General features: G+C 44.9%; 23 protein-coding genes and 1 pseudogene. 6 read left to right on the forward strand and 18 right to left on the reverse strand.

Annotation, left to right across the window (positions count from 1 at the left end):
* Positions 1–325: 325 nt before the first annotated feature.
* The 10 genes and pseudogenes from AYR61_RS14130 to larA all read right to left on the reverse strand — a co-directional run bounded on the left by AYR61_RS14130 (position 326) and on the right by larA (position 10,214).
* The gene (locus AYR61_RS14130) at positions 326–2,131 is read right to left on the reverse strand and encodes a glycerophosphoryl diester phosphodiesterase membrane domain-containing protein (RefSeq protein WP_065903650.1); all 1,806 of its coding nucleotides are present in this window, start codon (positions 2,129–2,131) and stop codon (positions 326–328) included.
* A gap of 102 nt (positions 2,132–2,233) precedes the next feature.
* Positions 2,234–2,728 carry a hypothetical protein gene (locus AYR61_RS14135; RefSeq protein ID WP_054710925.1) on the reverse strand — a complete coding sequence of 165 codons (495 nt, stop codon included), beginning with the start codon at positions 2,726–2,728 and terminating at the stop codon, positions 2,234–2,236.
* 65 nt (positions 2,729–2,793) lie between these two features.
* Positions 2,794–3,408 carry an RloB family protein gene (locus AYR61_RS14140; RefSeq protein WP_056987100.1) on the reverse strand — a complete coding sequence of 205 codons (615 nt, stop codon included), beginning with the start codon at positions 3,406–3,408 and terminating at the stop codon, positions 2,794–2,796.
* Between the two features lie 13 nt (positions 3,409–3,421).
* Positions 3,422–4,072 (reverse strand): AAA family ATPase, encoded by a 651-nt coding sequence (locus tag AYR61_RS14145; RefSeq protein ID WP_191982258.1) that lies wholly within the window; start codon positions 4,070–4,072, stop codon positions 3,422–3,424.
* A gap of 125 nt (positions 4,073–4,197) precedes the next feature.
* Positions 4,198–5,208, reverse strand: coding sequence for a HoxN/HupN/NixA family nickel/cobalt transporter (locus tag AYR61_RS14150; protein WP_065903652.1), 1,011 nt, complete (start codon positions 5,206–5,208; stop codon positions 4,198–4,200).
* Positions 5,209–5,236: 28 nt separating this feature from the next.
* Complete coding sequence (larE, locus tag AYR61_RS14155; RefSeq protein ID WP_065903989.1) at positions 5,237–6,070, reverse strand: ATP-dependent sacrificial sulfur transferase LarE; 834 nt, start codon at positions 6,068–6,070, stop codon at positions 5,237–5,239.
* Positions 6,071–6,087: 17 nt separating this feature from the next.
* Positions 6,088–6,798: a D/L-lactic acid transporter LarD gene (gene larD, locus AYR61_RS14160; RefSeq protein WP_056987099.1), complete on the reverse strand. Its 711-nt coding sequence runs from the start codon at positions 6,796–6,798 to the stop codon at positions 6,088–6,090.
* A 1-nt stretch (position 6,799) separates the two neighbouring features.
* Positions 6,800–8,164 (reverse strand): nickel pincer cofactor biosynthesis protein LarC, encoded by a 1,365-nt coding sequence (gene larC / locus AYR61_RS14165; protein ID WP_065903655.1) that lies wholly within the window; start codon positions 8,162–8,164, stop codon positions 6,800–6,802.
* The gene (larB, locus tag AYR61_RS14170) at positions 8,164–8,922 is read right to left on the reverse strand and encodes a nickel pincer cofactor biosynthesis protein LarB (protein ID WP_065903658.1); all 759 of its coding nucleotides are present in this window, start codon (positions 8,920–8,922) and stop codon (positions 8,164–8,166) included. Before larB ends, larC begins: the two co-directional genes overlap by 1 nt.
* A 7-nt stretch (positions 8,923–8,929) precedes the next feature.
* Positions 8,930–10,214: pseudogene (gene larA, locus AYR61_RS14175) on the reverse strand (nickel-dependent lactate racemase).
* A gap of 240 nt (positions 10,215–10,454) precedes the next feature.
* On the opposite strand from larA, the gene AYR61_RS14180 reads away from it, so the two are divergent.
* Positions 10,455–11,126 carry a Crp/Fnr family transcriptional regulator gene (locus tag AYR61_RS14180; RefSeq protein ID WP_054710911.1) on the forward strand — a complete coding sequence of 224 codons (672 nt, stop codon included), beginning with the start codon at positions 10,455–10,457 and terminating at the stop codon, positions 11,124–11,126.
* Between the two features lie 340 nt (positions 11,127–11,466).
* Here AYR61_RS14180 and AYR61_RS14185 read toward each other — a convergent pair whose 3' ends face one another.
* From AYR61_RS14185 to AYR61_RS14195, 3 genes are all read right to left on the reverse strand, one after another.
* The gene (locus tag AYR61_RS14185) at positions 11,467–11,655 is read right to left on the reverse strand and encodes a hypothetical protein (protein WP_054710909.1); all 189 of its coding nucleotides are present in this window, start codon (positions 11,653–11,655) and stop codon (positions 11,467–11,469) included.
* Between the two features lie 553 nt (positions 11,656–12,208).
* Complete coding sequence (locus AYR61_RS14190; protein ID WP_065903660.1) at positions 12,209–12,901, reverse strand: hypothetical protein; 693 nt, start codon at positions 12,899–12,901, stop codon at positions 12,209–12,211.
* Positions 12,902–12,940: 39 nt separating this feature from the next.
* A complete protein-coding gene (locus tag AYR61_RS14195) occupies positions 12,941–13,444 on the reverse strand; it encodes a hypothetical protein (RefSeq protein ID WP_191982259.1) in 504 nt (167 codons plus the stop codon).
* A gap of 235 nt (positions 13,445–13,679) precedes the next feature.
* Between AYR61_RS14195 and AYR61_RS14200 the strand changes: the two genes are divergently transcribed.
* The 4 genes from AYR61_RS14200 (at position 13,680) to AYR61_RS14215 (ending at position 17,144) form a co-directional block, all read left to right on the forward strand.
* Positions 13,680–14,255 carry a TetR/AcrR family transcriptional regulator gene (locus AYR61_RS14200; protein ID WP_054710902.1) on the forward strand — a complete coding sequence of 192 codons (576 nt, stop codon included), beginning with the start codon at positions 13,680–13,682 and terminating at the stop codon, positions 14,253–14,255.
* A gap of 90 nt (positions 14,256–14,345) precedes the next feature.
* Positions 14,346–15,302 (forward strand): zinc-binding dehydrogenase, encoded by a 957-nt coding sequence (locus tag AYR61_RS14205; RefSeq protein ID WP_225356491.1) that lies wholly within the window; start codon positions 14,346–14,348, stop codon positions 15,300–15,302.
* A 43-nt stretch (positions 15,303–15,345) separates the two neighbouring features.
* Positions 15,346–15,846 (forward strand): FMN-binding protein, encoded by a 501-nt coding sequence (locus AYR61_RS15745; RefSeq protein ID WP_065903666.1) that lies wholly within the window; start codon positions 15,346–15,348, stop codon positions 15,844–15,846.
* A complete protein-coding gene (locus AYR61_RS14215) occupies positions 15,843–17,144 on the forward strand; it encodes an FAD-dependent oxidoreductase (RefSeq protein WP_065903668.1) in 1,302 nt (433 codons plus the stop codon). The genes AYR61_RS15745 and AYR61_RS14215 overlap by 4 nt, the downstream gene beginning before the upstream one ends.
* 115 nt (positions 17,145–17,259) lie before the next feature.
* Here AYR61_RS14215 and AYR61_RS14220 read toward each other — a convergent pair whose 3' ends face one another.
* From AYR61_RS14220 to AYR61_RS14240, 5 genes are all read right to left on the reverse strand, one after another.
* On the reverse strand, positions 17,260–18,519 hold the full coding sequence (locus AYR61_RS14220; protein WP_065903670.1) for a Fic family protein: 1,260 nt from the start codon (positions 18,517–18,519) through the stop codon (positions 17,260–17,262).
* A 127-nt stretch (positions 18,520–18,646) separates the two neighbouring features.
* A complete protein-coding gene (locus tag AYR61_RS14225) occupies positions 18,647–19,255 on the reverse strand; it encodes an RloB family protein (protein WP_065903673.1) in 609 nt (202 codons plus the stop codon).
* Positions 19,252–20,472 carry an AAA family ATPase gene (locus AYR61_RS14230; protein ID WP_054710892.1) on the reverse strand — a complete coding sequence of 407 codons (1,221 nt, stop codon included), beginning with the start codon at positions 20,470–20,472 and terminating at the stop codon, positions 19,252–19,254. The genes AYR61_RS14225 and AYR61_RS14230 overlap by 4 nt, the downstream gene beginning before the upstream one ends.
* A gap of 177 nt (positions 20,473–20,649) precedes the next feature.
* Positions 20,650–22,968: a Cna B-type domain-containing protein gene (locus AYR61_RS14235; RefSeq protein WP_065903675.1), complete on the reverse strand. Its 2,319-nt coding sequence runs from the start codon at positions 22,966–22,968 to the stop codon at positions 20,650–20,652.
* The gene (locus AYR61_RS14240) at positions 22,943–23,623 is read right to left on the reverse strand and encodes a hypothetical protein (protein WP_065903676.1); all 681 of its coding nucleotides are present in this window, start codon (positions 23,621–23,623) and stop codon (positions 22,943–22,945) included. Before AYR61_RS14240 ends, AYR61_RS14235 begins: the two co-directional genes overlap by 26 nt.
* A gap of 519 nt (positions 23,624–24,142) precedes the next feature.
* Here AYR61_RS14240 and AYR61_RS14245 point away from each other — a divergent pair.
* Complete coding sequence (locus AYR61_RS14245) at positions 24,143–25,042, forward strand: 3-hydroxyacyl-CoA dehydrogenase (RefSeq protein ID WP_054710888.1); 900 nt, start codon at positions 24,143–24,145, stop codon at positions 25,040–25,042.
* Positions 25,043–26,041: the final 999 nt, after the last annotated feature.

The raw sequence follows: 26,041 nt of genomic DNA on the forward strand, positions 1-26,041 counted from the left end.
TATATCAAAAGGCCACGCGCAGTTTACTCTTTCGGTAAGCTGCGCGTGGCCTTTTGTTGCTATTTTGTTGTCATTCGGACAGCGTTAATCATAATCAGTTTCTTCAGGCGCTTTTTATATTTTGTATTCAAAATCACCTTTTTTGTCACTTTTTTTCTGCGATTATCAATGATTGTATCTTAAGATGACTATCTATTTTACGTAGTGGAAACGAGTTCCGAAAAACTGAGACCGGCCACGTAAGGGCAATGCGTGACAAATCCAAGTACGGGATTTATCACGCATTGCCCTTACGCTCTGGTCTCAAACCGTTTTTCTCCACTCTCTAATTCTCAACCCCACCATTCCCAGTAAACACAGTCAACTCATCCGCATAAATCAAAAGTTCACGCGCATAACTCGGATGGTTAAAAGTGGTCTTGATCGTCGATTGCAATTCATGCAAATTATCGGTAATAATGCCGTCCACATTCAGAAACATCATGTGGGTCATGTCGTCTTGTGAATCGACCGTCCAAGCCAGCACCTTTTGCTTATTGGCATGGGCCTGATCCACGAAGGTTGCATTCAGCGTGGTCTCCTCCATGGTATAGGCATCTGCCTTGGTCTGGGGGAACGTCAGGTTGTACGGCAAAATGAAGCTCGCCGTTTCCTTTGGATCATGCTTGACCACATAACTGATCACAGGATAGCTCAACGAGTGCATCCAGTCGTGATCACGCAATAACCGTGCCTTGTACCGTTTCATAAACAGCTGCATCATATTCGCGGAGTCGTGCTTGTTAACCTTGATCTCGACTAGCAGGCGCTGATGGTCGCGTTCAGCCGCAGCCAAATACTGGTCAAAGCTGGCGACGTGTGCGACATGGCCGTTTTCTCGGGCTTTAAGCTTGGTCATTTGCTTCAACGTTAATTGGTATGGCTGCTTGATGACGCCGGTTAGATTCTTCAAATTTTCGTCGTGCATGACCACAAACTGATGATCCTTGGTCTCATGGAGGTCCATTTCAACGAAGGCCGGCTTTTCCTTGCTCGTTTTATTCAGTGCTGGAATCGTGTTTTGCACGCCGTTGCCGTTGTCGACACCCCGGTGAGAGATGGCGAGCGGCTCTGTGAGAACTGCGCCACGTAGGTACATCACGTTATAAGCACCCTGGCTCAGCAGGAAAATGACCACGACGACCGCGGCCAGACGCCGACTTCCCCGCGGGTGGCTGAGGGATGTAACCGTTGGTGCAACAACCTCTGACGGGCTCTGTTCAATGATCCGGACGAGTAAGAGAATAAAGATGGCCAACGTGGCCGCGCCCACCACCTTTATCCAGATCGACAATAATACCATATTGGTCACAGCCCCAACGAAGGCAACTGTTTTAGATTGTTTATCCAGTTGGACCTGCAAGCCATACAGCAGGATTGACCCAACTGCCGTGTTGACAATGCTAAGGATTCCCAACCAGGCCAGACGCCAGAAGTAGGCCCAAGTGTGATGTCGCGTCATCCGCCAACTGTTTCGTGCAGCGGTAACACCATGCAACTGGCCGAGGACTGTCAATGGCAAGACTTGCACTAACCGTATGCCAAGATAGGTGACGACAACGGCCGCGATGACTAATAAAGTCGCGTATAACGCGTTGCCTTCAAGAAAGCTGATAATGAACGCTGGAATCTGAACTTTTGACAGCAGTGGCGACGTAAAGTACATATCTGAAAATGGCAAAATGAGCACAAAATACGGAATAAAGAACAGGAAACTGCTGACCCGCAAATGGCGCATGGCTTGTAGCGCTGATAAGGTGATTCGTGTCAGTCGCCGTTCTTGGTCATGGTGAATACCTTCAACTCCCTGAATCAAGAACGCAAACTGCCAGAAGACGATCAGCAGGATCACCAACGCCAGCGCAACCAGTTCAATTACCGCCAACGGTCGTTTGGTGAGCAACCAGCCAAAGTTTGTGTAAGACACGTATGGCACATCATTTTGGACCATGATGAACTTCGTGAGCCATCGCATGATTGGCACGATGATGAAGGTCAAAATTAAATTCAATGTAAAAATCAGTGTTATGTAGGCGACCCAGTTCTTAAAAAAAGTCCGGATCGTTTGACGAAAGAGATGCTTCGTATTCATATTGACTTCCCCTTTTAAGTCTCAGATTGTTAGTTCTAGTATGACATAAAATAAACTTAAAAGTTGAAATAGGAACAAAAAACACCTTTTACCAATCAACCTTTAATTTCGATAACTCAGTTGATAGTCCTTTGACGGTTTATAGGTCGTAAAAATCATCAAATGCCCATTTTGATTCGGCGTCATTAACACATGCCGTGTTTTACCAGCAAGCTTCAAATGGTATGAATAATTTGGTTCTATGTCACCGGTAGTGGTATTGCCAAAATAATAACCCGTTAATGTATGTGTCCCGTGACCTAACAGTTTAAGCTGGGCTTTACTGTGTGACACGATAAATTTATTGCCTGTCAGTGAACTTGAAAAAGAAAGCCCACCCGAATACTTGACCCGCTGTGAATGCGCCGTCACAGTGTACGTTTCACGAAATTTTGGACCGCCATTTGTCGAATCATTTTTGGTGAAGTAATGGTACCAAGTCCCTCTTAAACTTGTCGGTGATGTATGGGAACTTGCCGATACACTCGTCGTTGTGTCAACCGCAAATAGCCCTAACGACACTACCCCAATTAATGTCCCACGTAGTAATTGATACATAACTAACACACTCCCTTTTATTCCATTATAGACACCATTCCGTATGATAGTCATCCAGCACTTCATTAAAGTGTGTCGATGCTAAAAATATCACGAATGCTGTGGTTAAAATTGGTAAACGGCCGATTGGTATAGAAAACAGAACTATCCAACGCTGTTTCACCAAAGAAAGCTGCACAATTGGTTGCGGCATCTTGAACGTAGTCCTCATACTTATATGCGATGTCTTGGCCTTTATACGATTCATACCGTTTTTTTAACTGCAAAGTTTCGGTTAGACGCTGATAAAGCCAGGTTTTTTCTAACCATTTTTCAGTAGTTTCAATCGGCCTAAAATGGCGTAACAGCCATACTTCGACATTGATTTTGGAGAAGATAACGTTGATATGATGATGGTTAGCCGTCTGTAATGCAGTCACCAGACTATCTTTGTCTTGACTGTCATCATCAAAACAGACATATATCGACCCAGAAAAGCCGTTTCCTTGGGCGTTTCGCCATACAATGGCCTCATTCACCAACTTGTTGCCCTTTTGCCCGTTTTCATTTCGAAGCTTGAGTTTAATGCCGCTACCATTGTATTTTTGCTGCAACATTTTAAAGTAATTCAGCTCCGTTTCTCCTTCACAAAAAATCATCACTTCAGTTCGGATTTTCTTAGGTCGTCGTTTTCTAGTCACGTGGTACTTCTCCTTATAGCCGTAGGGCCTTATTGAGTTCATCACTGTAAATAATTGGCACCGCCCCAAACTGTCCCTTTCGGTAGCGTTTCGAAAAGGCAATATCTGATCTTGACAGGTCATCCCCATAATCAAAAACAGAATAGAGGTCACTTTCACCGCGAAAATTCTTCTCGGTAAAATAAATTTGATCAACACGAAGCTGTTGGTCAAGCAAATCAATTTGATGACTGGTGATTACGAATTGATTCTCATTTTGCTCAGAATTGAAGAAGGCAACCAGTGCCACTAGCATTTCTTCGTGGAGTCCAGTCTCAAACTCATCAAAAAATATCGTTTTATTTTGATGCTGCAACTGCGCGTTTAAAATGGCTAATGCAATTAAAACGATACGCTGGGTGCCAGTGGATTCTTGCGTTAACGGAATCTCAACCTCCCTCACCACATGCCCCGTGTCATCGTAGGCTTTATGGATAGTCAATAATGTAGCCGCTGATTGTAACTGATGGTTGTTAGCCTCTGGAATTGTCGTTTGAATGCGAATGCCTTGAATACCCGTATCAGCGACTCTCAAAAAATGCTTCAATGCCTCTTTTGTGCCTTTGGATTTCAGAATGTCAGCATCAAAATGGGCGTTGTCAATCTGACTATCAACTATGATCAAATCATTTTTAAACCAATCAAAAACGGCCACAGCGTGAAAATCCCCGTCATTGTTTTTTTAAAAGTGGACTCAACGCAAAAAAATGCCGCACCCCCAAAAGGAGATGCAGCATTTCAATCACGCATTTAATAATCCGAATGCCCCGCCAGCTTCAGCCGTCGTGCACGCCAAGCCCAGTGGACATAGGCCACCAGCCAAAACGCAGCGAAGAACCCAACCAGCGCGTAACCGAGCCACCCCAGATCAACGCTGGCGATCCAGCGACCAAAGCCAGTTGGCATGTGTACCATTTGCAGCAGTTCAAACGAACCAATGCCTAACGCAGTCACAGCGGAAATACTGGTCATCACAATGTTGTAGCGTATCTTTTTGCCCGGCGTATCAAACGCCCAGCTATACGCACACAACATCATGGTAGAATCCACCGTGTCCATGAGGTTCATACCGGAAGCAAACAGGATGGGAAGGGCAAAGATACCGCAGGCCGTGGCGGTCGTTTGACTAGCTGTCACAGCAGAGAGCGCGATGACCGTGATCTCGGTGGCGGTGTCAAAGCCAAGGCCGAACACGAACCCGATGAAGTACATCTGCCAATCGTGACGGATCCACTTAAATAGCGGTGCTAAAATCCGCGCAAGAACCCCACGCGACATCAACAAGTTTTCCAACTCTGGCTGGTCCGTTGCGGCCTGCGTATGACGACGCATCCGTAACAGCTTGCCCAGAATCACGAAACTACTGAGAGCAATAATCAGCAGAAAGACGCCGGAAATAACCGTCCCGATCTTACCGCCAATTGCGTTTAGCAACGTCAGTTTCTCGCGCGCCCAGCCCAGCGAGACGCGAACGGCTAGGATCATCAAGAACACAACGGTCGAGTGGCCGATCGAGAAATACCAGCCGACACCGTACGCCGATTCGTTTTGGTTCAATAACCGGCGAACCGTGTTATCGATGGCCGAAATGTGGTCGGCGTCAAAAGCGTGGCGGAGTCCCAGGGTGTAGGCCAATACGCCTAAGCCAACGAACTTAGGTGCGGACTGTGCCGCCACCAAGAGTAGCCCAATGCCCAGCAGGTGCAGGACAAGGGTCAACCCATAGAACGGCATGGTCTTTCGCAAACGCATTTTTTTCATCACGGCACTTCCCTTCCCGATACGCGACCTAGTCGACTAAGGCTGACTTAACGTCGGCGGTCAGACTTTCGTTCATCCGACCTGACTTGAAGCCTTCAAGGTCAACGGTGACGTAGTCAAACCCAAATTCTTGTAATTTGTCATTGATGGCAAACATTTGAGCAACTAAATCGTTGATTTGGTCAGCCATGATTTCGATCCGGGCTAACTTATTTTGAACACGAACACGAACAGTGGCAAAGCCTAAGCTACGCAGGTAAGCTTCTGACTTCATGACCCGTTGGATGCCTTCAACAGTCAATTCAGTATCGTATTCGAACCGTGATGATACGGAACAGCTGGCAACCTTGTTCCAGTTTGACAGACCGGCTTCACGAGCCATGTCGCGAACGTCTGACTTGTAGATGTTAGCCACTTGGAGCACGGAAACGGCACCCTCTTCATCGCGGGCACGTAAGCCGGGACGGAAATCGTTGTTGTCGTCCATGATCATGCCGTCTAAAACGACGTCGCAGTTGCTGTTATCTTTGAGGTCGTTCATCTTTTGGTAGAACATCTTTTTCATCCAGTACCATGAGCTGGCACGGTTGTTCTTGATGTCGTCGTTTGCTAGGTAGTCCAATGTGGTCCCTAAAACAGTGGCACCCATTTCTTGGGCAAGATCCATTGCCTTGGTGTATTCTTCGTCGGTGAACAGGTCAGAGTTGGCAACAACGGCCAGAACGTTTTCCTTACCCAACGTCTTCAAAGCGGCGTCCAACACAACGGTTGAATCGATTCCGCCAGAAAAGGCAACTAACACCTTGTTGTACTGTGACAATGCTGCGGTTAATGCTGATTTTTTGCTGATTCCATGTGTAATTACTTCCTTTTTTAAAATTAAAGTCCAAGATAAAATTTTGCAAAAATGACGGCTGCTGCGGCACCAAAGAACGGTGCGATACCAGGCACAAGCAACCCGTATTGCCAATCGGCAGCTGCCTTGTTCTTCAATGGCAGGATGGCAAAGGCAATTCGTGGGCCGAGGTCCCGCGCTTGGTTCATGGCGAACCCAGTTGGGCCCCCAAGTCCCATCCCAATGGCCCAGACTAACAGCCCGATACCAATTGGCATGATGCCGGGTGTCTTGATGGTCACGATGACCATGATCCCTGTCAGGAAAATGAAGGTGTCAAAGAATTCGACGAAGAAGTTCCGTGGCAGGTTCCGGACACCAGGACCCGTTGAGAAAATGTTTCGGATCGTCACTGGGTCGATCTTGTCGTAGGAGTGTTTAAATTGGTCGGCGTACATGATGTACACGATGACGGCGCCAATAACCCCACCAGCCAGTTCAAAAATCGAAACTTCAATGAACCGGATAAAGCTCATGTTCCCCAGTAAGAATTGCGCAAATGCCATGGCTGGGTTCAGGCAGATGGTTGGAAAAATAAATAAGACAATTGAGATGCCAAATGCCCATGTTGTGATGGCAAATAAATGCCCTGAACCGTGGTACTTCGTGTCATTTAAAACGGTGTCGGCGTGAACCCCGACCCCAAAAACGATCATGAGGGCAGTCCCCATTAATTCCGCAAATAATTGATGCATGTTAGTTCATCCCATCTTCTTTGTCGTATGCTAGCAACGCTACGCGACGGACCGCGTCAAGACTGACGTGGTGGCTGTCGGCTAGGGCTGCTGCGCTATCGTATTCAACAGTTACTTTTTGTTGTGCGTTAAACGTGCCAATTTTAAGGGTCACCTCACCAAATTCGGTGGTGACGGTCTTAAACGTTCGTGGTAGGGTTGCCCGCTTCATGGTGGCCCAACGCACGCCAAACGTGGTGGTGTGGGTCATCAGCAGGTCAACCATGGCCTGCAGTTTTGCACTGGTCGTGATCACCGTGACCTGGTAAGCTGGCCGGTTCTTTTTCATGAAGATCGGCGTAAAGTAGGCGTCGTAAGCCCCAGCAGTCATTAATCTCTCAATGGCATACCCGAGCCCCTCACCTGACTGGTCGTCCACGTTGGCGTGGATCTCCACGATTTCATCGCTGGTGGAGTGCACTTCTTTTTGGCTAGCCAATGGTGTCAGCAGCAGTCCGCGCAACCCATTTAAATGCCCGGTGTCACGGGTACCGAAACCGTAGCCGACCTTTTGCACCTGCATATCGTCCGGAATCGGGCCGAATGAATCAAAGGCCAATTTGGCGATTGCAAAGCCAGTTGGTGTCACCAATTCAGTATGAATGTCAGTCCGTTGCCGAACGGGCACCTCACTGTTTTGGCGCATCTGCATCACGGCTGGTACGGGCACGGGCATGGTCCCGTGGGCCACTTCAATGGTGCCGGAGCCGTCAACCAATGTGCCGCTGATAATCCCGTCAATGCCCATCATCTCAAGGCCAACGAAGAAGCCGACGATGTCCACAATGGAGTCCAGCGCGCCAACTTCGTGGAAGTGGATCTCATCCAGTGACAATTGATGAACGTGGGCTTCCGCCTGTGCAATCTCGTTAAAGACGCCCAGTGCCTGGATCTTCACCGACTGGCTCAGGTTCGAGTTGTTGATGATCGTTTCGATCTCCTGCAGGTTGCGCCCGTGGTGATGGTGGTGATGATGCGGCGTGGCGGCCAGGTCATCGTGGTGGTGATCATGCTCGGCCAAGTGGTCATGGTGGTGATCGTGTTCAGCAAGCTGGTCGTCATCGTGATGGTGGTGCTCGTGGGCCTCAACCTCCTGCGCGGTGAGACTCTCATCCGCGTGGTGGTGCGCATCGTCCAGCACAACGCCGAACAACTGCCCGCCGATTGCAGACCGGGTCGTCTTCTCCAGTGTCAGGTGGTAACCGGACACTTTTAATTTTTCAAGTTCCGCCTGAAACTGGTCAAAGTCCAGTCCTAGGTCGAACAGGACACCCAGCAGCATGTTGCCGCTAAGCCCTGAAAAGGGGTCTAAATATAAGTAAGCCATTACTTGTTCTCCGTTAAATGATTGATCTGACTGGCACTGTAGCCGGCGCCGAACCCGTTATCGATGTTGACCACGGTGATGCCAGACGCACAGGAATTCAACATGGTCAACAGGGCGGACATACCGCCGAAACTGGCGCCGTAGCCGACACTGGTGGGCACGGCGATGACCGGTTTGTCAACGAGGCCGCCAACGACGGAGGCTAAGGCCCCTTCCATGCCGGCGATGACGATGACGACCTGGGCGTCACGGATGACGTCAAGGCGCGCAAATAGCCGGTGGATGCCGGCGACACCCACGTCGTAGACCCGGGAAACGACATTTCCGAACGCCTCAGCCGTCAGCGCGGCCTCTTCAGCCACCTTCAGATCCGATGTCCCGGCTGTGACCACCGCAATTTTGTGGGTGGTCGGCGTCAGAGCAGTCTGTTGCCACAGCATCACCTGAGCATCGTCACGGTAGGTCATGTCAGGATACGCTTGAAGCACCTGATCCGCCTTGTCCTGTGACACGCGGGTCACTAAAATATTCACTTTTGTGGTCAGCATTGCCTGAATGATGCCGATGATCTGCTCGGCCGTCTTCCCTTCACCATAGATGACTTCAGGATAGCCGGTGCGGCGCTGACGGTCGGTGTCGACCTTGGCGTAGTCGAGATCCACAAAACCGGGATCATCGAGCTGTGCCATGGCAGCGTCAACTGACAATTGTTGATCCGCGACCTGTTTTAAGAGCGCGGCCATGTTGTTTTTTGCCATGTTCAGATTAGTCCTTTGTCTTGACGATGACGCCTAAGCCATCAGGGATAACAGTTACCTTAGCTTTTTCGCCTTCACGCTTGTAGGCCATTTCCATGGCTTCTTCCAAGCTCGATGCTAATTCCATGTGCATGTCAGTCACAAGGTTTGGTTGAACGAGATCTGAGACCATGATAACGTGGTGGTTGACCAGGATTCGAGCCAAAATTTGTGCGGTCCACTGGTCAGGAATGGTTTCCAGACGTGGCGTGTTGACGGCTTGGTCTAAGAAGACCTTAGGATCGTCAACGTCGGCCAAGTTATGGTAGAAGCCTTCACCACCGTGACCATCGCGGCAACCAGAAACCATGATGATGGTCCCGTGGTCCTTGTTGGTGGCTTCGGCAGCGGTCATGCCCTTAACGGCTTGGTAGATGTTTTGGTCCAGTGGGTAGCCACCGTTAGTTGAGATCGAAATATCAGAAGGAATGGCGTCGACCTGTGATAAGGAAGCGACAAAGTCAGTCCCCCTTCTTGTGGGCGTTTTCCAAATCACCAGCAAATGAGGCGATGATCTTCTTATCTTCATCCAACACAACGTTGAGGATGAATTGTAAATGAACGGCCTTGGCAGCGAACACCATGTCCTTGTGGATCATGTTGTGGTGCAGGTTCCCGGTCCGGCTGTGCTTGTCGGCAACGAATTCACCGGAGTGGTTGGCCATAATAGTTTTGTATGAGGCGATTCCAGGCAAAACGGACTTCCGACCGCCGGAGAACCCAGCGAAGAAGTGAGATTCAATGAAGCCTTCGGAGATCAACAGGTCAGCTTCAACAGCGACCTTGTTTAAAATGAGATCCCCGCCTGAAGGCAGCTTGCCAATGTTGACCATGTCCTCATCTTTTTGGGAGTAGTGCATGACAATTTCTTCATTATCAACGATTTCTTGCCCGTACTTATTGATCAATTCTTCGCGGGTCGATGGTCGGTGAAATCCAGTGGCCACCAAAATCCGAACGCGAGCGTCTGGTACGACAGAACGAATCCGACGTAACAAAATTGGGGTGATGATGTGTGATGGGACTGGCCGGGTGTGGTCGGAAGAAATGATGACAATGTTCTTCTTACCCTTGGCTAATTCCTCCAATTTTGGGGAGTCGATCGGGTTATCGAGCGAGCGTTCCACAGTCTCAATTTCTGAAATGGGATTCTCGTAGTTCGCAGCTTGTGAAACTAATTTCCCAGCAAAGTTCTCATCTGGGATGTGTGCCGTGATCTTTTTCTTATCATACGGCAAAGTAATATCAATCATGTTTGTCAATCTATCCTTTCTCTCGAAGCTAAGCACTATCATATTCTTTTGAGTTTTCAAAAATACTCTCATTGTTGCGTTGTTTTCAGCGTCAAAAATAAGCGTATGATTTGTTACATAAGGAAAAATTAACTTCACAATGGCTGGAAGTGTGCTAAACTCAAATAGGTATGATTTAGGACATCAATTAAATTGGGCTTGTGAAATCGTTTCCACCCTTCTAAGGATCTGAAAAAACACATGGTTATGAACCGAACTGAGTATCTATTAAACCAAATGGAGGCCGCCCACGCCCCCGTCATTACAAAAAAACGCCACACCTATTTGACCTACCATGGCCTTGAAGAGACGAACGCTTACATTTTAAAGCGCGGGATCGTTAAGAACTCCATCATTCTGCAGGATGGGCGCGAGTTCAATTTGTCATACATCGCAAAGCCAGATGTCATTAGTCTATTACGAGATGAAATTTCAAAGGATACGGACCAGCCGTTCAACGTCCGCATCGAGTCGGACACTGCTGAGTTCTATAAGATCGACCGCGTCACCTTCTGGCAGATGGTCAATAAGGATGACGAGTTAAACAACTATGTCAAGGAATACTACCGGACGAAGTTGTCTGAGAACATCTTACGTTCTCAGCAGATGATCATGGGCAGCAAGCACGACGTGGTCTGCACGTTCATGAACCAGCTGGTCGGCCTATTCGGTAAGCGGTTGCCAGAGCATCAAGGCATCCTGATCGACTTCGTGGTAACCAACCTAGATATCGCAGGCTTCTGCGGCATCAACTCCCGCTCGTCAGTGACCAGAATTTTGAGTGACCTGCGTGCTGAGGGGATTATTGATATTGTGGATCATAAGTTTGTGGTTAAGAATATTAATTTTTTGAGGGATTATGTGCCGATGTAGAGAGTGTGGAAGGAAGCGGTTAAGAGGTGGAGCCTAAGTAACTTTGGGCAGAAAATCCCGGTTTTGGATTTTTTGCCCGAAGTTACTTAGGTGCAACCTCTTGCTTTCTGGAACACGTTTCGGCAATGTGGAATTAGGACGCAGTCTAGGATACAGGTAAAGACAACAACGCCTAAAAAAAGAAGCATAAGAGCTTCTTTTTTAGCTGGAATAGACAACTCTCACATTTCCAATCAATAAAAAAACAGCAACGCACGCTCTCATCATGAGAAAGTGCGTTGCTGTTTTTAGTTTCGTTGTATCAAATTTATCCTCAAACGACTTCAATAAAACGGCCTACTCACTTCTTACCAGCCTTTTCCTCCCGTTCCTGATCCATCTTCCTCGCTATCTTCAGTGCCTTTTGATAGTGCTCTTCATCCGAAAAATCGAAAAACCAGTTTACAAGATCTTCGTCAGAAATATATTTTTCAGTATCAAGTGCATCGTCTGGGATAGTTACCCAATTTGCTTTGTCCCATTCAGACATTGGTATCATTTCCTATCTTTTAATATTGTTCTTGAATTTAAAAATTGAAGCTTTGTAAAAATTACCAGCCTTTTCTTTTCGTTCTTGATTCATTTTTCTTGCTATCTCAAGCGCTCTTTGATGATGCGCTTCATTCGGAACCCACTTTTCAGTATCAAGAAACTCTTCAGAAATAGTGATTTTCTTTGCCTTAACCTATTCAGACATGAGTGCTAGTTCCGTTCAGCTTGCTATCTAAGTTCTCTTAATACTAAGTAGTTGCGGCCCTACTTACTAACCTAATTATATCAGATACTAAGATAATAATAACGATACGCAATTATATATATGGTTAACTATAATTCTTAACTTCCTCGATTTTCTTCTGCATTTCAAGTTCATAATCCCAGTTCAATAAGGCTAAAAATTCAATTAGACTACTTGATGACGCCATCGACATCACAAGCAAATTAAGAAATTACATAATAAAAAATCGCGGTCGACAATCTAACCACGATTTTTACTATCTTCACGTATTCAATTTACTTAAATTCTAAAACTCAACGATACCAGTTTAGTCTGGAAATGGTGTGTCAACAGTCTGATACCGATTTCCACCATCATCAGACCGTTGAAGTTCGCCATCTTTATTTATCCGATAAGAGGCAATAATCGGATTAACCTGTTCAGCTGCCCCGGCTTTCTTCATATCTTGCGTTGAATGGTCTTCTCTCAGGTAAATATTGAGTAAGCCGCCATCCATATCTTGTTCAAACATGTAGTCGGTACGCTTAAACTTTGTCTCTGACTGATAGTCTGCCCATACCCAATCATCAACCTGCTTAGCAGTTAAATGCGTCGTATCAGTAGACCCTTGCGTACTGGACGACTCACTGGCAGCCGAATCATCACTATTAGTATCAGCAGTTTTGTCCGGCGTGAAGCTAACACTTTGTCCGTTAAACAGAATATCAATCTGACTCGAACTCACTTCCGTCACCTTATAAGCCATAATGCTGGCATTAGCGCCCGTTCCATTGTATGACTTCAACAAGTAGGTATCGTTTCCAAGGGTCTTGTATGACAAATCAGAGTTCGCACCCCATCCAGCCCCTTCACCCGCTGCATCGGTCTTTTTATTCGCGTGGTACAGCACATTGACGCCGTTCGTGCTGTCAGCCGTAATTGAAAAATGGATCTTGGCGTAAGGATAATCGCTATTTTGAGCACCCGCTAAAGCCGGGGAAGAAGAGACGAATCCAGACACCCAGTTGCCTTGAAGTGCCGTTGGTGCGCCACTGGTCCACTAGCCATCCGTATCGCCAACCATGTAACTATTATTAACTTCTGCCTTTGAACTTTTAACATTGTATCCTAAATTGTCTTGCAGAGGCGTCAATGTTAAATCAAAAGTATTGCTATCGCCTACATCATCCATTTTTAATGTCGTTATACCTTCCGAGGAAGTCGATGCTGATTTAACCTTAGCATCTTGCAACAAGCCTCGCGAAATACTCTGCACCCAGTGCCAGGCACCATTCTTCCAGTAGAAGTTCGAGTAAGTCACCCCACTCGCCTGTTGCGTGCTCTTATCCTCGATATACTTGCCCGCAATCGGTGATAGCGCAGTGGTGGCAACGGATGGCGTGGCGCTGGCCGTCGCCTTGACCGCGGTCTTATTCGTCGCCGATGCCTTTGGTTTAAACACTTTTGCGCTTGAGCTGGCACTGCTGCTGTTCTTTTTGGCTTGACTGGAATTGCTGCCGCAACTGGTTAAGATCAGCGCGACCGCTGCAATACTTGCTAACATTCCCCAATGTTTGTTAATCATCCTAACGCCCCAATTCAATTTTTAACTCTATTAATTAATATCTATATTAGAACATACAATTGGTTTTCGCCATGGGTAATGCGGAAACGATAAGTAAAATATTCCCCGTTAATCATATTTTCATGTGCTATGATAAATATGTACCTATTATTGGTTAGACAATTTTTTTAATATACATAGCAATTTAGTTTGAATTTAGAAAGGAATACTTCACATGGATACCAAAAGCCAAATTCTTGAAGCGGCCTATGCCCTCTTCCAAGAAAAATCCTATGATCAGACAAGCGTCACAGATATCTGCAATGCTTGTCACATTACCAAACCAGCCTTTTACTACCACTTTAAGGCAAAGGCTGATCTTCTACTCTATTTCTACAAGTCAACGGTCGAAAAACTCGTTCTGACAGTCGATACAGATAATGTTAACTATTGGAAACAACTCGTCATGTGTTTTATCCAACTCGCTCAAGCAGAGAATAAACTTGGGGCAGATATGATCAGTAAGGTGTTTGTGGCTAACCTCACCCAAAACCGACATACATTCGATTTTAATGACGCTTTCAAAACAACATGTGTGACACTAATCACTAAGGCACAAACTGCTGGTCAAATTCAAAATACTCAGGCACCTGATGAGCTCTTCTACACCGCTTCCTATATTTTTTCTGGGTATGATATCATGTGGGCAATCGAACACGATGAAATCACCCGAATAAACGGTATGATTACGTCGTTTAACACCCTTTTTAATGTTCCAAAACAACATCAATTTACTTTCGATATCAAATAAAGATTAACCAATATGTCGGTTGACCTTTATTTTTTTGGTGCTATTCTTTACTCGAGTAAAGATAGTGAATTTTAAAACAAGAAAGGTTGGATGAACATGAAAGGTTGGCAATTCACTGAAACAGATACACCGTTGAAACTAGTTGAACAGGCAGATCCTACACCAAAGCCAGATGAGGTTATCCTGGCACTGAAAGCCTCGGGACTATGCCATACAGATGTTGGCATTCTTCACGATCCTAGTTGGGCGCCCATGGTAGAATCACCTGTCATTATTGGCCATGAAACAGCTGGTGTTGTGACCCAAGTCGGCGCTGATGTCACCAATGTAAAAGTTGGTGATCGGGTAGCTGTCTCCCCTCAAAATCCTGAGACAGGTAAAACAATTGGTGCATTCCGAGATGGTGGCTACGCCGATGTACTCGCTGTCCCAGCCGTTCAGTTGGTTCCCCTTCCTCAAGATGTTTCATTTATTCAGGGCGCTGCTGCGACTGATGCTGGTATGTCAGCTTATCACCCACTTTTCGTTGTTGGTCAAGCGAAGAAAGGTATGAAAGTTGGTATCATTGGCATTGGTGGCTTAGGTCAGTTTGCAACTAATATGGCCGTTATTGCTGGCTGTGACGTTTACGTTGCTGACACTAAAGCCTCATCACGTGATTGGGCGATGCAAATCGGCGTGACTGCTGCTTATGAAAACATCTCTGACTTAGCACAACATCATTTAAACCTCATCGTTGATTTTGCAGGATTTGACACGACCACCAACGAGGCAATTAAAGCTGTTAAACCAGGTGGCACTGTGGTCCTTGTCGGAATGGGTATTCTTCATTCTACAATTGACACTGGTGCACTGATTTTTAATAATATTAAATTGATTGGCAATTCAGGCGGTACGCCAGCAGATATTGCCAAAGTACTGGATTTCTTTGAAACTGGAAAAATGCATCCAATGCTTGAGACAACGAGTTATGATCAAATTCCAGAGGGACTTGTTCGAGTTCAAAATGGTGATGTGAAAGGCCGTTTAATTGCAACTCGCGATTAAAATTTAATTATAAAATGTAAGCGTTTCCCAAGGAGGAGTTTCTATGTCTAGATTAAAAGATGGTACCTACCAAGGATCTGGCACTGGTAATCGTGGTGAAATTTCGGTATCCGTCACGGTAAAGAATGACAAGATCACGAATGTTAGCATCGTTGATCAAAATGAAACAGACGGTATCAGTACAGCTGCATTAAAAAAAGCCCCTGAACTAATAATGGATTATCAGTCCTATAGCATTGACGCCGTAACAGGACCAACAGTGAGTTTCCAAGCCGTTCAAAAAGCAGTGCAAGAAGCCCTCGCAAAGGCCGGCGACAACAGTATTTTCGATAAACCCGTTGATTTGCGTCACACCGTCGAAGATAAAGACGATAACGATTACCGATATCTTGATCCCGAAACAATTAAGTTTGAAGACTCGAGCGATGTACTGATCATCGGAGCAGGTGCTTCCGGTCTGTCAGCCGCCATTGCCGCACGAGAGGCTGGCGCAAGCGCCCTCGTTTTGGGGAATATACCTCCAGCTATATGCTGTCCGACATGACGTTATCTGGTGGCTATTACAATGCTGGTGGCGGAACCAGTCTACAACGCAAACAGGGTATCGAAGACTCCAAAGAAAATTGGAATAATTATCTTAAAGCTGTTGGCCAGGGCTTTGAAGACGACATGATGCGGAACACAATCGTTGAGCACGGTGCCGAAGATTACGAGTGGTTAGCTAACGATGTCGGCGTTAATTTTCTCGAAGTTCAAATGATTGGCAATGAAATGGCAATGAAGGATTATGCAACTCCGGCCGCTCGTTCACACTTAACTGTCGAAAAAAGCGGTGTTGGCCTTTCACGTCCCCTTTTCAAGAAAGCTGATGAACTAGGCACTAAATTTGTTTTTAACATCACCGCACAAAACCTGATCACTGACAAATCAAACCGAGTAGTTGGCGTTCACACCAATAAAGGTAATTTTAGAGGTAAAAACGTCATTGTTGCCACTGCTGGATATTCTCGAAATAAAGATCTGCTGAAAAGATTCGCGCCGGACTTCGCAGTGGGTGAATCCTATGGTTCCATCCGTCAAAACGGTGATGGCATTATTATGGGTGCCGAAGTTGGCGCTAAACTTACTGATATGTGGATGCCAATTGCAAGTTCCATGGGGGCTCAATCTGGCGACAACGTTTGCATTGGACCCATCTGTGCAGCATGGAAATATCCTTATATCTGGGTTGGTGAAGATGGAAAACGCCACTTTAGAGAAGATATGTACTTCGAAAGCGGGTCAAAACACATTGCCAGTTTACCAGGCGGTTACGTTTGGCTAGTATTTGACCAGCGCATGGCTGAAGAAGATCCTGGTGCTTTCTCTGCACCAGCAGTATCACCAGGGTTAAAGCGGGAAGTTGAAGATGGTTACTTCAAAAAAGCCGATACCATTGTAGACTTAGCCAACCAAATCAACCTTGATCCTGACGTTTTGACTGCGACAATTGATAAATGGAATTCCGATTCAGAAAACGGAAAAGATACTGAATATGGACGGACGAATGTTCTCGGGGCATTAAAGGCCCCGTTCTATGCTGCCAAGATGGCACCTTCAACGCCCGATACAGCTGGTGGACTGACAATCAACAGCCAAACCCAAGTTTTGGATAACCGTAACGAAGTCATCCCTGGTCTATACGCCGCCGGAAGCACAACGGGCGGATGGCGTGGCATGACTTATCCTGGTTGCGGTATGGGAATCACTAATGCTATTGTCTTTGGACGTCTTGCTGGCGCAGAAGCAGCTAAAAGTACATCAGATGTTAGTACTGGTGCTTCGCAACATGTGAACGCATAATAATAAAAGGCCAATCATCTTAACGTAATGATTGGCTTTTTTTATTTCATTTCAGAATAAACCTTTAAAATACAATTCTTCAGTATTCAAAAGCGACCAATGTTGCAACAACTTTTTACTTCTGAATCAACGCGTCATCAATCACATGCTGTAAAGGCCGCTCTTTAATCATATGCAAAACACCCTGAGTTTCTAATTCCTGAATAGGGCGTCTGACCGACACCTTATGGTAGCGCTTAGGATCATCATTAAACAAAAATTCGACGAGTTCTGTGTCCTTCACACCAGTAATCGCATCCTCGGTAAACAACGCGGATTGCGCAAAGACAAACGCAACGGTCCATTGAATATCATCAGAAAGTTGTTGATGAAGTCGCGTGGCAGCTGCGTCGAGTTGCTCAGTCAACACCCTCAGATTTTGGATCACATCTTGTTGCCCCTGAACAATGATGGTGAGCATTTGTGTAATAAACAAGGTTAAATCAGCACGATTTTGGTAATCATCAGCCTGTTTAAATGCCCGGTAATAGCGATTCTGTTCCGCATGAATCGCCGTTGAAATGGATAATCCGGTATAAGTATCAAACTTTGCTGCTAGATAAGTCGATAAAAGATACCGTCCAGTCCGCCCATTACCGTCGTAAAACGGATGCGTATTCTCAAACATAAAGTGCGAAACGATTGCTTTGATCACGTCTAAAATATCATCGTTATTCATAAATTTAATTAACGATATAATACTTTCTTGAATCTCACTCTCTGTCCTTGGCGGCGTGTGAACTTTTTTGAGCTCATCACCGATATAAACGGGTTGCTTCCTAAAATGTTGGCCATCCGGTAACTTAGAATCCGGTATTTCTCCATCTAACAACTGATCATAAATGTGCCGAATATCAGTAAGATCATGGATTGAAACGACACGACCTGAAGTCGTCGAGTTGTATAAACGAACAGTTGAGGTCAATCGTTTCTGAGGTGCCTGTTTTGAATCCAAATCACCAATGATCGTGCTGATTTCATGTTTTGTTACATCAACACCTTCAATTTTATTCGTGTAGTAGACTTCCTGAGTCAGCAAATTTCGCCGATATATTTCACTAGCCACCCCAGGTAAGGTGTTTGAAAGGTCTTGAATCTCGGCTGAATGTCGGAAAATCTTATTCACCAACGCCAGCAGTGAGGTTGTTTGAACAAAAAAGAGTGGATACTTTGCTACTTGAGCGTATAAGTCAATATCTAAAGTTGGCACTAATCTGGATACAACGGTTGAGTAACCATTCAATCTTTCTTGATACTCCCTTTCAACGGCTTCTACTGAACGTATTGCGCCACTATCATTATATTTATATTTTGACAGCAATTGATAATCCATCATTCCACCAAATTTCTTATATACATGATTGTATCTTCAATTATATTTGAAGAAAACAGAGAAATGTTGAAACGAATTGAGCCTTTCATGCTAGTCCATTATTAATCAAACAAAAGTCCAACCTTCAAACTCACTTGGTTGGACTTTTTAACTCACTCAATATTTCTTTTAATATCGATCCAACATTCGTAGACTGGTGATCAAGAGAGAATTCTGAAATGCTTTCACTGTTTTCAATTGCCTCCAGGGTCCGGTTTTCCTTAATAATTCGTTGCATTTGGACACTATCTGCTTTGACGTATGTTTCTCCCAAATATTTGCTTAAAGCCAGATTGAGTTGTTTCTGTGTTTTGAACCCAGGCGTTATTTTTTCAAAATAAGCTAACAGCCATAACTCAAAACTCTCGTTGGAGAAACAGATTTCACACTTCGAGCCACCAATTTTTAGTCTTTTTGATTTTTGTATCATCGCCTTAATCTGACTATCAGTATCATTATTTTTATCAAAAACAATAAAAACGGTGGTCTTAGCATTCGGTTGTACTCGCGAATTATTCTTTATCATCCGTTGAGATTTCTCAACCCAATCTGTACCGCTATTTTTAAGGATTTTAATAGTTTTGGCGCTTGTCAACCGATATTCTTGCCACAATGTATCAAAAAACACCTTCTCAGTCTCTCCTTCAACGAAGAAAAGGAATTGCTTGTTAACCTTTCTCTTCTTTCTTTCTCGGCTCACCTTTTTAGTGCCTCCATTAACAATCCCTGATTGACAATCTGTGTCGCACCATAACGACCTTCTAAGTAACGCTTTTTATAATTAAAATCACTGCGTTTTAAAGCCGGATCGTCAAAATCAAATAAACTAAATAATTCTGTTTCGCCAAACTGGTTTTTCTCCGCAAACCAAATCTGGTCTTGACGTAAACGACAATCCATAAGCGATAGTTCATGAGTGGTAAGAATAAATTGATTGGTCTGTTCTTCACTGTTAATTAGCGCAATTAATGCTTCAGCAAGTTCAAGATGATATGAGCGATCAAACTCATCGATAAGTAATGTTTTTCGACTGTTGCTTAAAAAATAAAGTGCCAATATCATAAACACTTTTGTTCCTGTACTTTCATTAGTAAAGTGCACCGAAAATGTACCGTTTTCTGATCGATGAGTACAAAAAACATCCAAAACAGATGATTGAATTGTCTCTGCCATGTTGGCTTCATCAGTGTCCTCAGAATTTAGCTTGTTCAGAATGTACGATGGGTTTGGGACTGTCTCGGGATGCTCCCTAACCTCAACGTCTGTAATATTAAAGTCAGCAGCTTGTAAAAAATGAATGAACTTTTTTTTAAATTTTCCATTCTTCAACGCTTTAAATTTTGTGTTCTGAATGGCATTAGTATTGATTAGAATTAAGTCTTCGACAAACCAACGATAGGCTTCTTTAGCAACTGTCACATTATTCTGCTGGGCAAAGTAAAGAAGCAACTGATTCTTTCTTAGATTATCAATAATAGGTTTTAATTGATCTGGTATTTCTGACACAAGCTGTCGTCGACGTGAAAAAACGACCTGATTATTTTTAGTTAAGTTTTCACCAACAATTTCCTTGGCATTGTACTCAAGAAAGTAGTCATATTCATTATTATTTTCAATGAATTTAATGTCAAAAATTGTGTTATCAGAATTATAGCCAAACGTATCAGTATTTAATCTTTGTATTTCATCCGGTGTCGGATGTAACACTAAACTTTTTAACATCGTCAGAGCTCTTATCAAATTCGTTTTTCCATTAGCATTTGCGCCAAACAGCAAAGCCGATTTTAATAATTTTTCGCGCTTTAAAGTAATCGTATTGTTATCCCGGAATTTACTTAAGTGACGACCTGTTTCCATCGAAAATTCCTGTTCACCTTTGAAGGATCTATAATTTGTCACTTTAAAATTAACTAACATGTACTCACTCCTTAAAAAACGAAATATCGTTTTCTTTAAACGAATATACTATTATTATCCAATATATTTGATAATAGTCAACGGAAAATATCTAAATAAGAAACAAAGGTAATAAAAAGACAACTAACAATTAAGCAGTTGCCTCTTTAATCATAGCTATAAACTTTTTTACACGAGTTAATCAAAAACGCGTTTCCGCAATGCCAACCCAAATCCAGCAGTCAGCATCAACAGCACCCCACCCAAAAGACCAACATTGGAACGCTGATCATTCGTCTGTGGCAATCTGGCTGCTGGTTGCGCAGCCTGCTTGTCAGCACGGTGTGGCGTAACGGTTCTCACAACAGGTACACTAGGTACTACAGGTGTGATAGTCGGTGTTGGCGTTACGACGGAAGTTGTCGTTGTTTTAATTGGCGTCTCTGGTATCGTCGATGGCGTCGGTGTTTCTGGCGTCGTGGGCGTAACAGGAGTCGTAGGTGTTACCGGAGTCGTTGGTGTCACTGGTGTTGTCGGTGTTACCGGAGTGGTCGGTGTCACTGGTGTCGTAGGAGTTACTGGTGTCGTAGGAGTTACTGGCGTTGTTGGCGTTGTTGGCGTTGTCGGTGTAGTCGGCGTAGTCGGAATGTAATCATTAGTAATCACAACCGTCCCATCCGCCAGCGTCGTCTCACCTGTTTCCGTGTAGCCTGCAACCGCCGTTTCGACAACGGTATACCGAATGGCCTTCCCCTGAGCATCCGTTTCATCAAGGGTCGCAAAACTGCCCTTGTAGTCGTTGGCGCTGCTCAGAACAAGCGTCTGGTCAGTTGCCACACCATTCTTGTACAACGTTACGGTAACTGCTGGCGTCGTCACACCGTCCGGAACACCCGTCCACTTCTTTTCAACAGTGAGCGAGGTGGTCACTGGAATGTAGCTGTTCGTGATGACGATTGTGCCGGCAGCGTTGGCGGCGTCACTGATTTCAGAATACCCGGCAACGGCTGCTTCCTGAACGGTGTACGTAATCGCATTGCCGGCAGCATCCGTCGTATTAAGACCGGTAAAATGACCTTGATAGTCGTTAGCAGCATCCAGCGTCAAGGTTTGATCGGTGGCTGCCCCATTCGCATACAACGTCACGGTAACTGCTGGCGTCGTCACACCGTCCGGGACACCCGTCCACTCCTTTTGAACATTGAGCGAAGTGGTCTGCGGCGTGTAGGCGTTCGTGAGCACAACGGTACCGTCAGTGTTAACGACATCACTCGTTTCAGTATACCCAGCAGGAACCATTTCTTGCACAGTATAACTGATTGGATTCCCATTGGCGTCCGTTGTATCCAGGTTCGTAAAACTGCCTTTGTAGGCATTGGCACTATTCAGCACCAAGGTCTGGTCAGTCGCAACATCATTTTGATACAGCGTGACGGTCACATCAGGCGTCGTAACCCCTGATGGCACACCAGTCCAATCCTTCTCAACATTGACTGAGGTAACTGGCATATCATAAGCCGCAACAGTTGCCTGAGCCGTGTCCGTTGTGATGGAAAATGGGACCTGCGTTGCACTCACGGCGTAACCCGCTGGTGCAGTCGTTTCAACGAAGTAGTAAGAACCGCTGTTCAAGCCATTGACATTTATGCTGCCAGCAGTACCGGTTGTGAGTCCTGATCGAACAAGTGTCCCATCAGCCGTGTAGAGGTCAAAAGTCGCATTACTTAAAGCCGTGGTCGTGCCAGTCGCATACTTCGTCAACGTTACGGCGCCGACTTGGCCGTCACCGTCACCGGTACCGCCCCATGAAACCTGAGCGTTGGCAACATTAGTAGACCCTGAGCCGTTACCATCAGATGACGTGCCTGAAGCAGAGTTGGTCAATGTCCCACCGTTACCCGGGTTAGTGATCTGAGTTGAGTAGGTAATATAGACGCCACTCGTCAGGTCGCCGAGGTTGATAGTGATCGTGTTGCCGTTAACAACAACACTGGTTGGCGTAATCACAGCAGCATCAGAAGCGATGACGTTACCCGCAATCGTACCTTCTTTAACGACCATACTGTCCGCGTTATACGTTTGACCAGCGCCAAGCGTATCCGTAATCACAGCATCATGAAGCGTGGCATTTTGCATGTTGTACAAAATATCCCAGTAAACCTTGGTTGGCTGACCGTCATTATTAGTCGAATTGCCATCCGTCCAACCACCCTTGGCAATCACCGTAGTGCTACTGTCGTTACCGCTGGAACTGGTCGTCGTCCCCACAACGTTCACGTTCATCGTGCCCTTACGATTATAGGTCGTACTGGCCAACGCATCCGTAAACGTAATGGTTCCAGTCGCTGAGTCATGTGGTAATGCAACCGTCGCAATCACCGTTTCACTACCTGTCAGATACAAGTTAAACGTCGTGTCAGTAGTCGGCTTAGCCACCACCGTGGCTGGTAACGTAAACGTCGCGGTATCGCCGGCACTAACGGTGAGCCCATCAGGAATCGACCAGGTATAACCCAACGTTGTAGCTGCCAGTGGCGCTCAGCGAAATCGCATCGGTCACATCAGCACCACCGTTTGAGTTGTCGGTAATGGTGGCATCCGCTGCGCCCAAACCGTCGACTTCAATCGTGACCGGTGTGTCAGAATCACTGTCGCTGCTGAGTGCTGAACGTGCCAGCAGCTTCGTGCTAAGTTGCGCGGTCGGGGTGACACTAGCCGCACTGCTCTTAGCCGTCTGTAATGCTACTTTAGTCGCAGCATTAGTGGCTTCAGTCGTATCATCTGGCTGGGTCTCAGCGACAGATGACGATTGCTCATCCACAATTGACGTCGCTGAACGAGTCGTGTTTGTATTAACCGGTGTTGTACTATTAGAAGTAGCAACTGTCGCGGAATTGCTGGCACTAACAGCTTGTTCAGAAGCACTCGTGTCAGAAGACGAAGATGAAACGACATCACGCGTCCCATCCGTATCGCTGGTCGCTTGTTGACTAGTTTTCAAGGCAACGGACTTGGCGGTGCTGATCGTGGCGGCATGGGTTGTTTCCGTGCTTGAAGCAGCACTGGCACTCGAAGCTGCAGTGTCATTTGCTGAAGCGTTGACAAGATTCAACCCCAGAGCAGTCGCAAACGCAGCCGCGCCAAGGATCAATTTTCCTTTAACGCTTTTCATTTTACAGATCCTCCCTTCCATAAAATATCGTAATCCCTCATCATAACCAAACAAATCCCCCTTTGTCGGTAAATTCGAATAACCTGCATTGGTCTATTCAACATTAGTATAAGACTTTTCATTGACTTGTATCGGTCACAATTTGTGATATTTGGTGCATATTCTATAAAAATTTGTCATTATTACGAAGCTGTTTAGTGATCTTTAAAGGTTTCAAGTGTGCTTTACACTATGATAAATTGTCTCAGTGTTTCAAATTGTCGAAATACAATCAAACAAATAGAAAGGCATTATCTTTTTCTTTCAGTGCGCCACGACTTCATTACATCTTACAATCTGGTACTTATGTTTGAAATAATTCACAAAGTAGTAAGTTCATATCCTTGTATTACCGGCAATCACGACTCCTTGACAATATCAATGAGCAATCTACTTGTAAGCGCTTAACTAATTGGCTACACTATCATCGAAAGGAATCATTTATCATACGCTAAGTTTTCTCAACAAGGAGGCCCCATCATGACTGATATTAAAAACGTAACAGTTGCTGGTAGTGGTGTGTTAGGTAGTCAAATTGCTTATCAATCTGCGTATAGTGGTAAAAACGTGACGATTTATGATATTAATGATGAGGCGATTGCGAAAGCTAAGGAACGGGTTAAAGGGCTGCGGTCGCTGTATGAGCATGATTTGAACATTAATGATGCCGAATTCGAAGCTGGTTTGGAAAACCTGAGCTACTCAACCGACTTAGCGGATGCTGTAAAAGATGCCGACTTGGTGATCGAAGCTATTCCTGAAAAGCCTGAGATCAAGCACAGTTTCTATCAACAGCTCGCAAAGATAGCGCCCGCAAAGACCATTTTTGCAAGTAACTCATCGACCTTAGTTCCAAGCATGTTCATGGACGACACAGGCCGGCCGGAGAAATTCTTGAACCTGCACTTTGCTAACCAAGTCTGGTTGAACAATACGGCGGAAGTCATGGGCTCACCGAAAACTGACCCGGAAATCTATAAGGAAATCGTTGAGTACGCGCGTGAAATTGGTATGGTGCCAATTCAGCTACAGAAGGAACAACCAGGCTACATTTTGAACTCGCTGCTGATTCCATTTTTGAACGCTGGTCAAGAACTTTGGGCTAAAGGCGTTGCTGATCCGCAGACGATTGATAAGACCTGGATGAAAGCTACTGGCGCGCCTAAAGGACCGTTTGCGATTCTCGATGTGGTTGGGTTGCGGACAGCTTATAACATTACTGCCACCTATGCTGCTAATGCCCATGATGAACAGCTTCAGGCTGTTGTGGCCAATATTAAGAAGATGCTGGATGATGGCAAGCTTGGACGGGAGTCTGGGGAAGGGTTCTATAAGTACCCTCACCCGGCATTTGAGGATCCGGACTTTTTGAAGATTTGATCACTTATTATGAGAAATTAAAGACACATATTTAAAGATGGGAGTGTTGAATTTTAAAATTCACACCCCCTATTTTTTAGGCTCTAATCCTAAATTCAGCTTGCTTTCACGTAAGAAAACATCTTAAGATAATCCAATAAAAAAATGATGCGTTAATTCTGTGTTCCGACTTTCACACCTTAAATAAGCGATAACATAAAAAATGAAGATAATTCAGTAAATCAAAGCCACGAAAAAATTAATCATTAACTTCTAAAAGCAACTTTCCACGAACCAAGCAAAAATTTCTAGTGTGTTTGGTTTACGAAAGTAGCTTTTTTGTACACAATTATCTACAATAGAACCAAGTTAATATGAAAGGAAGTTTTTATTTATGTTTTCATCATCTAAAAGTCGTTGGTACTACTGGTACATCCCTAACACAAATCTGCTAAAAAAGCCTCCAATATGATTCCAGAGAAATTCAAATGGAAAAGCTAAAAAACGCAGTAAATTCACCCTTCCAAAAAAACGCGTGGTTTTTTGGATTGCTTGTCACTTTTCTATCAATCTCTTGTAACGTATTAGTCCTAATAGTAACACACGCGGATACCGTAATTGTTGCTGGTATTGAGTCAAACAGCGGTCACTTAGTTAATAAGGACTTAATAACATCTATTACGGAACTAACTACATCCATGAATAATGCGATTACAACCATTGGAACTGTCTTTGCTTTTCTTTTAATATTCTCTGCGCTCTTCACTGTATATGAAGTCAACCTAAATCATCGCCGAATCCTGGTACTTAATCAGCTATTTAAATGACAAAAATAAAGTAAGTGATCTAGTATTTGTAGAACATGATTTTTAATTTGATTACTATGGCGGAGAAATCGTTCACTTCGCTAATCAAAAAGAGCCATTAAGCCTATTTCAAAACTTGATGACTCTTTTTAATACTAATGAATTAACTGTCCAGTTACATATCATCTGTCTTATGTCATTTTCCATTAGAATA

It is taken from the genome of Secundilactobacillus paracollinoides, from assembly GCF_001702155.1.
GTDB classification, from domain to species: domain Bacteria; phylum Bacillota; class Bacilli; order Lactobacillales; family Lactobacillaceae; genus Secundilactobacillus; species Secundilactobacillus paracollinoides.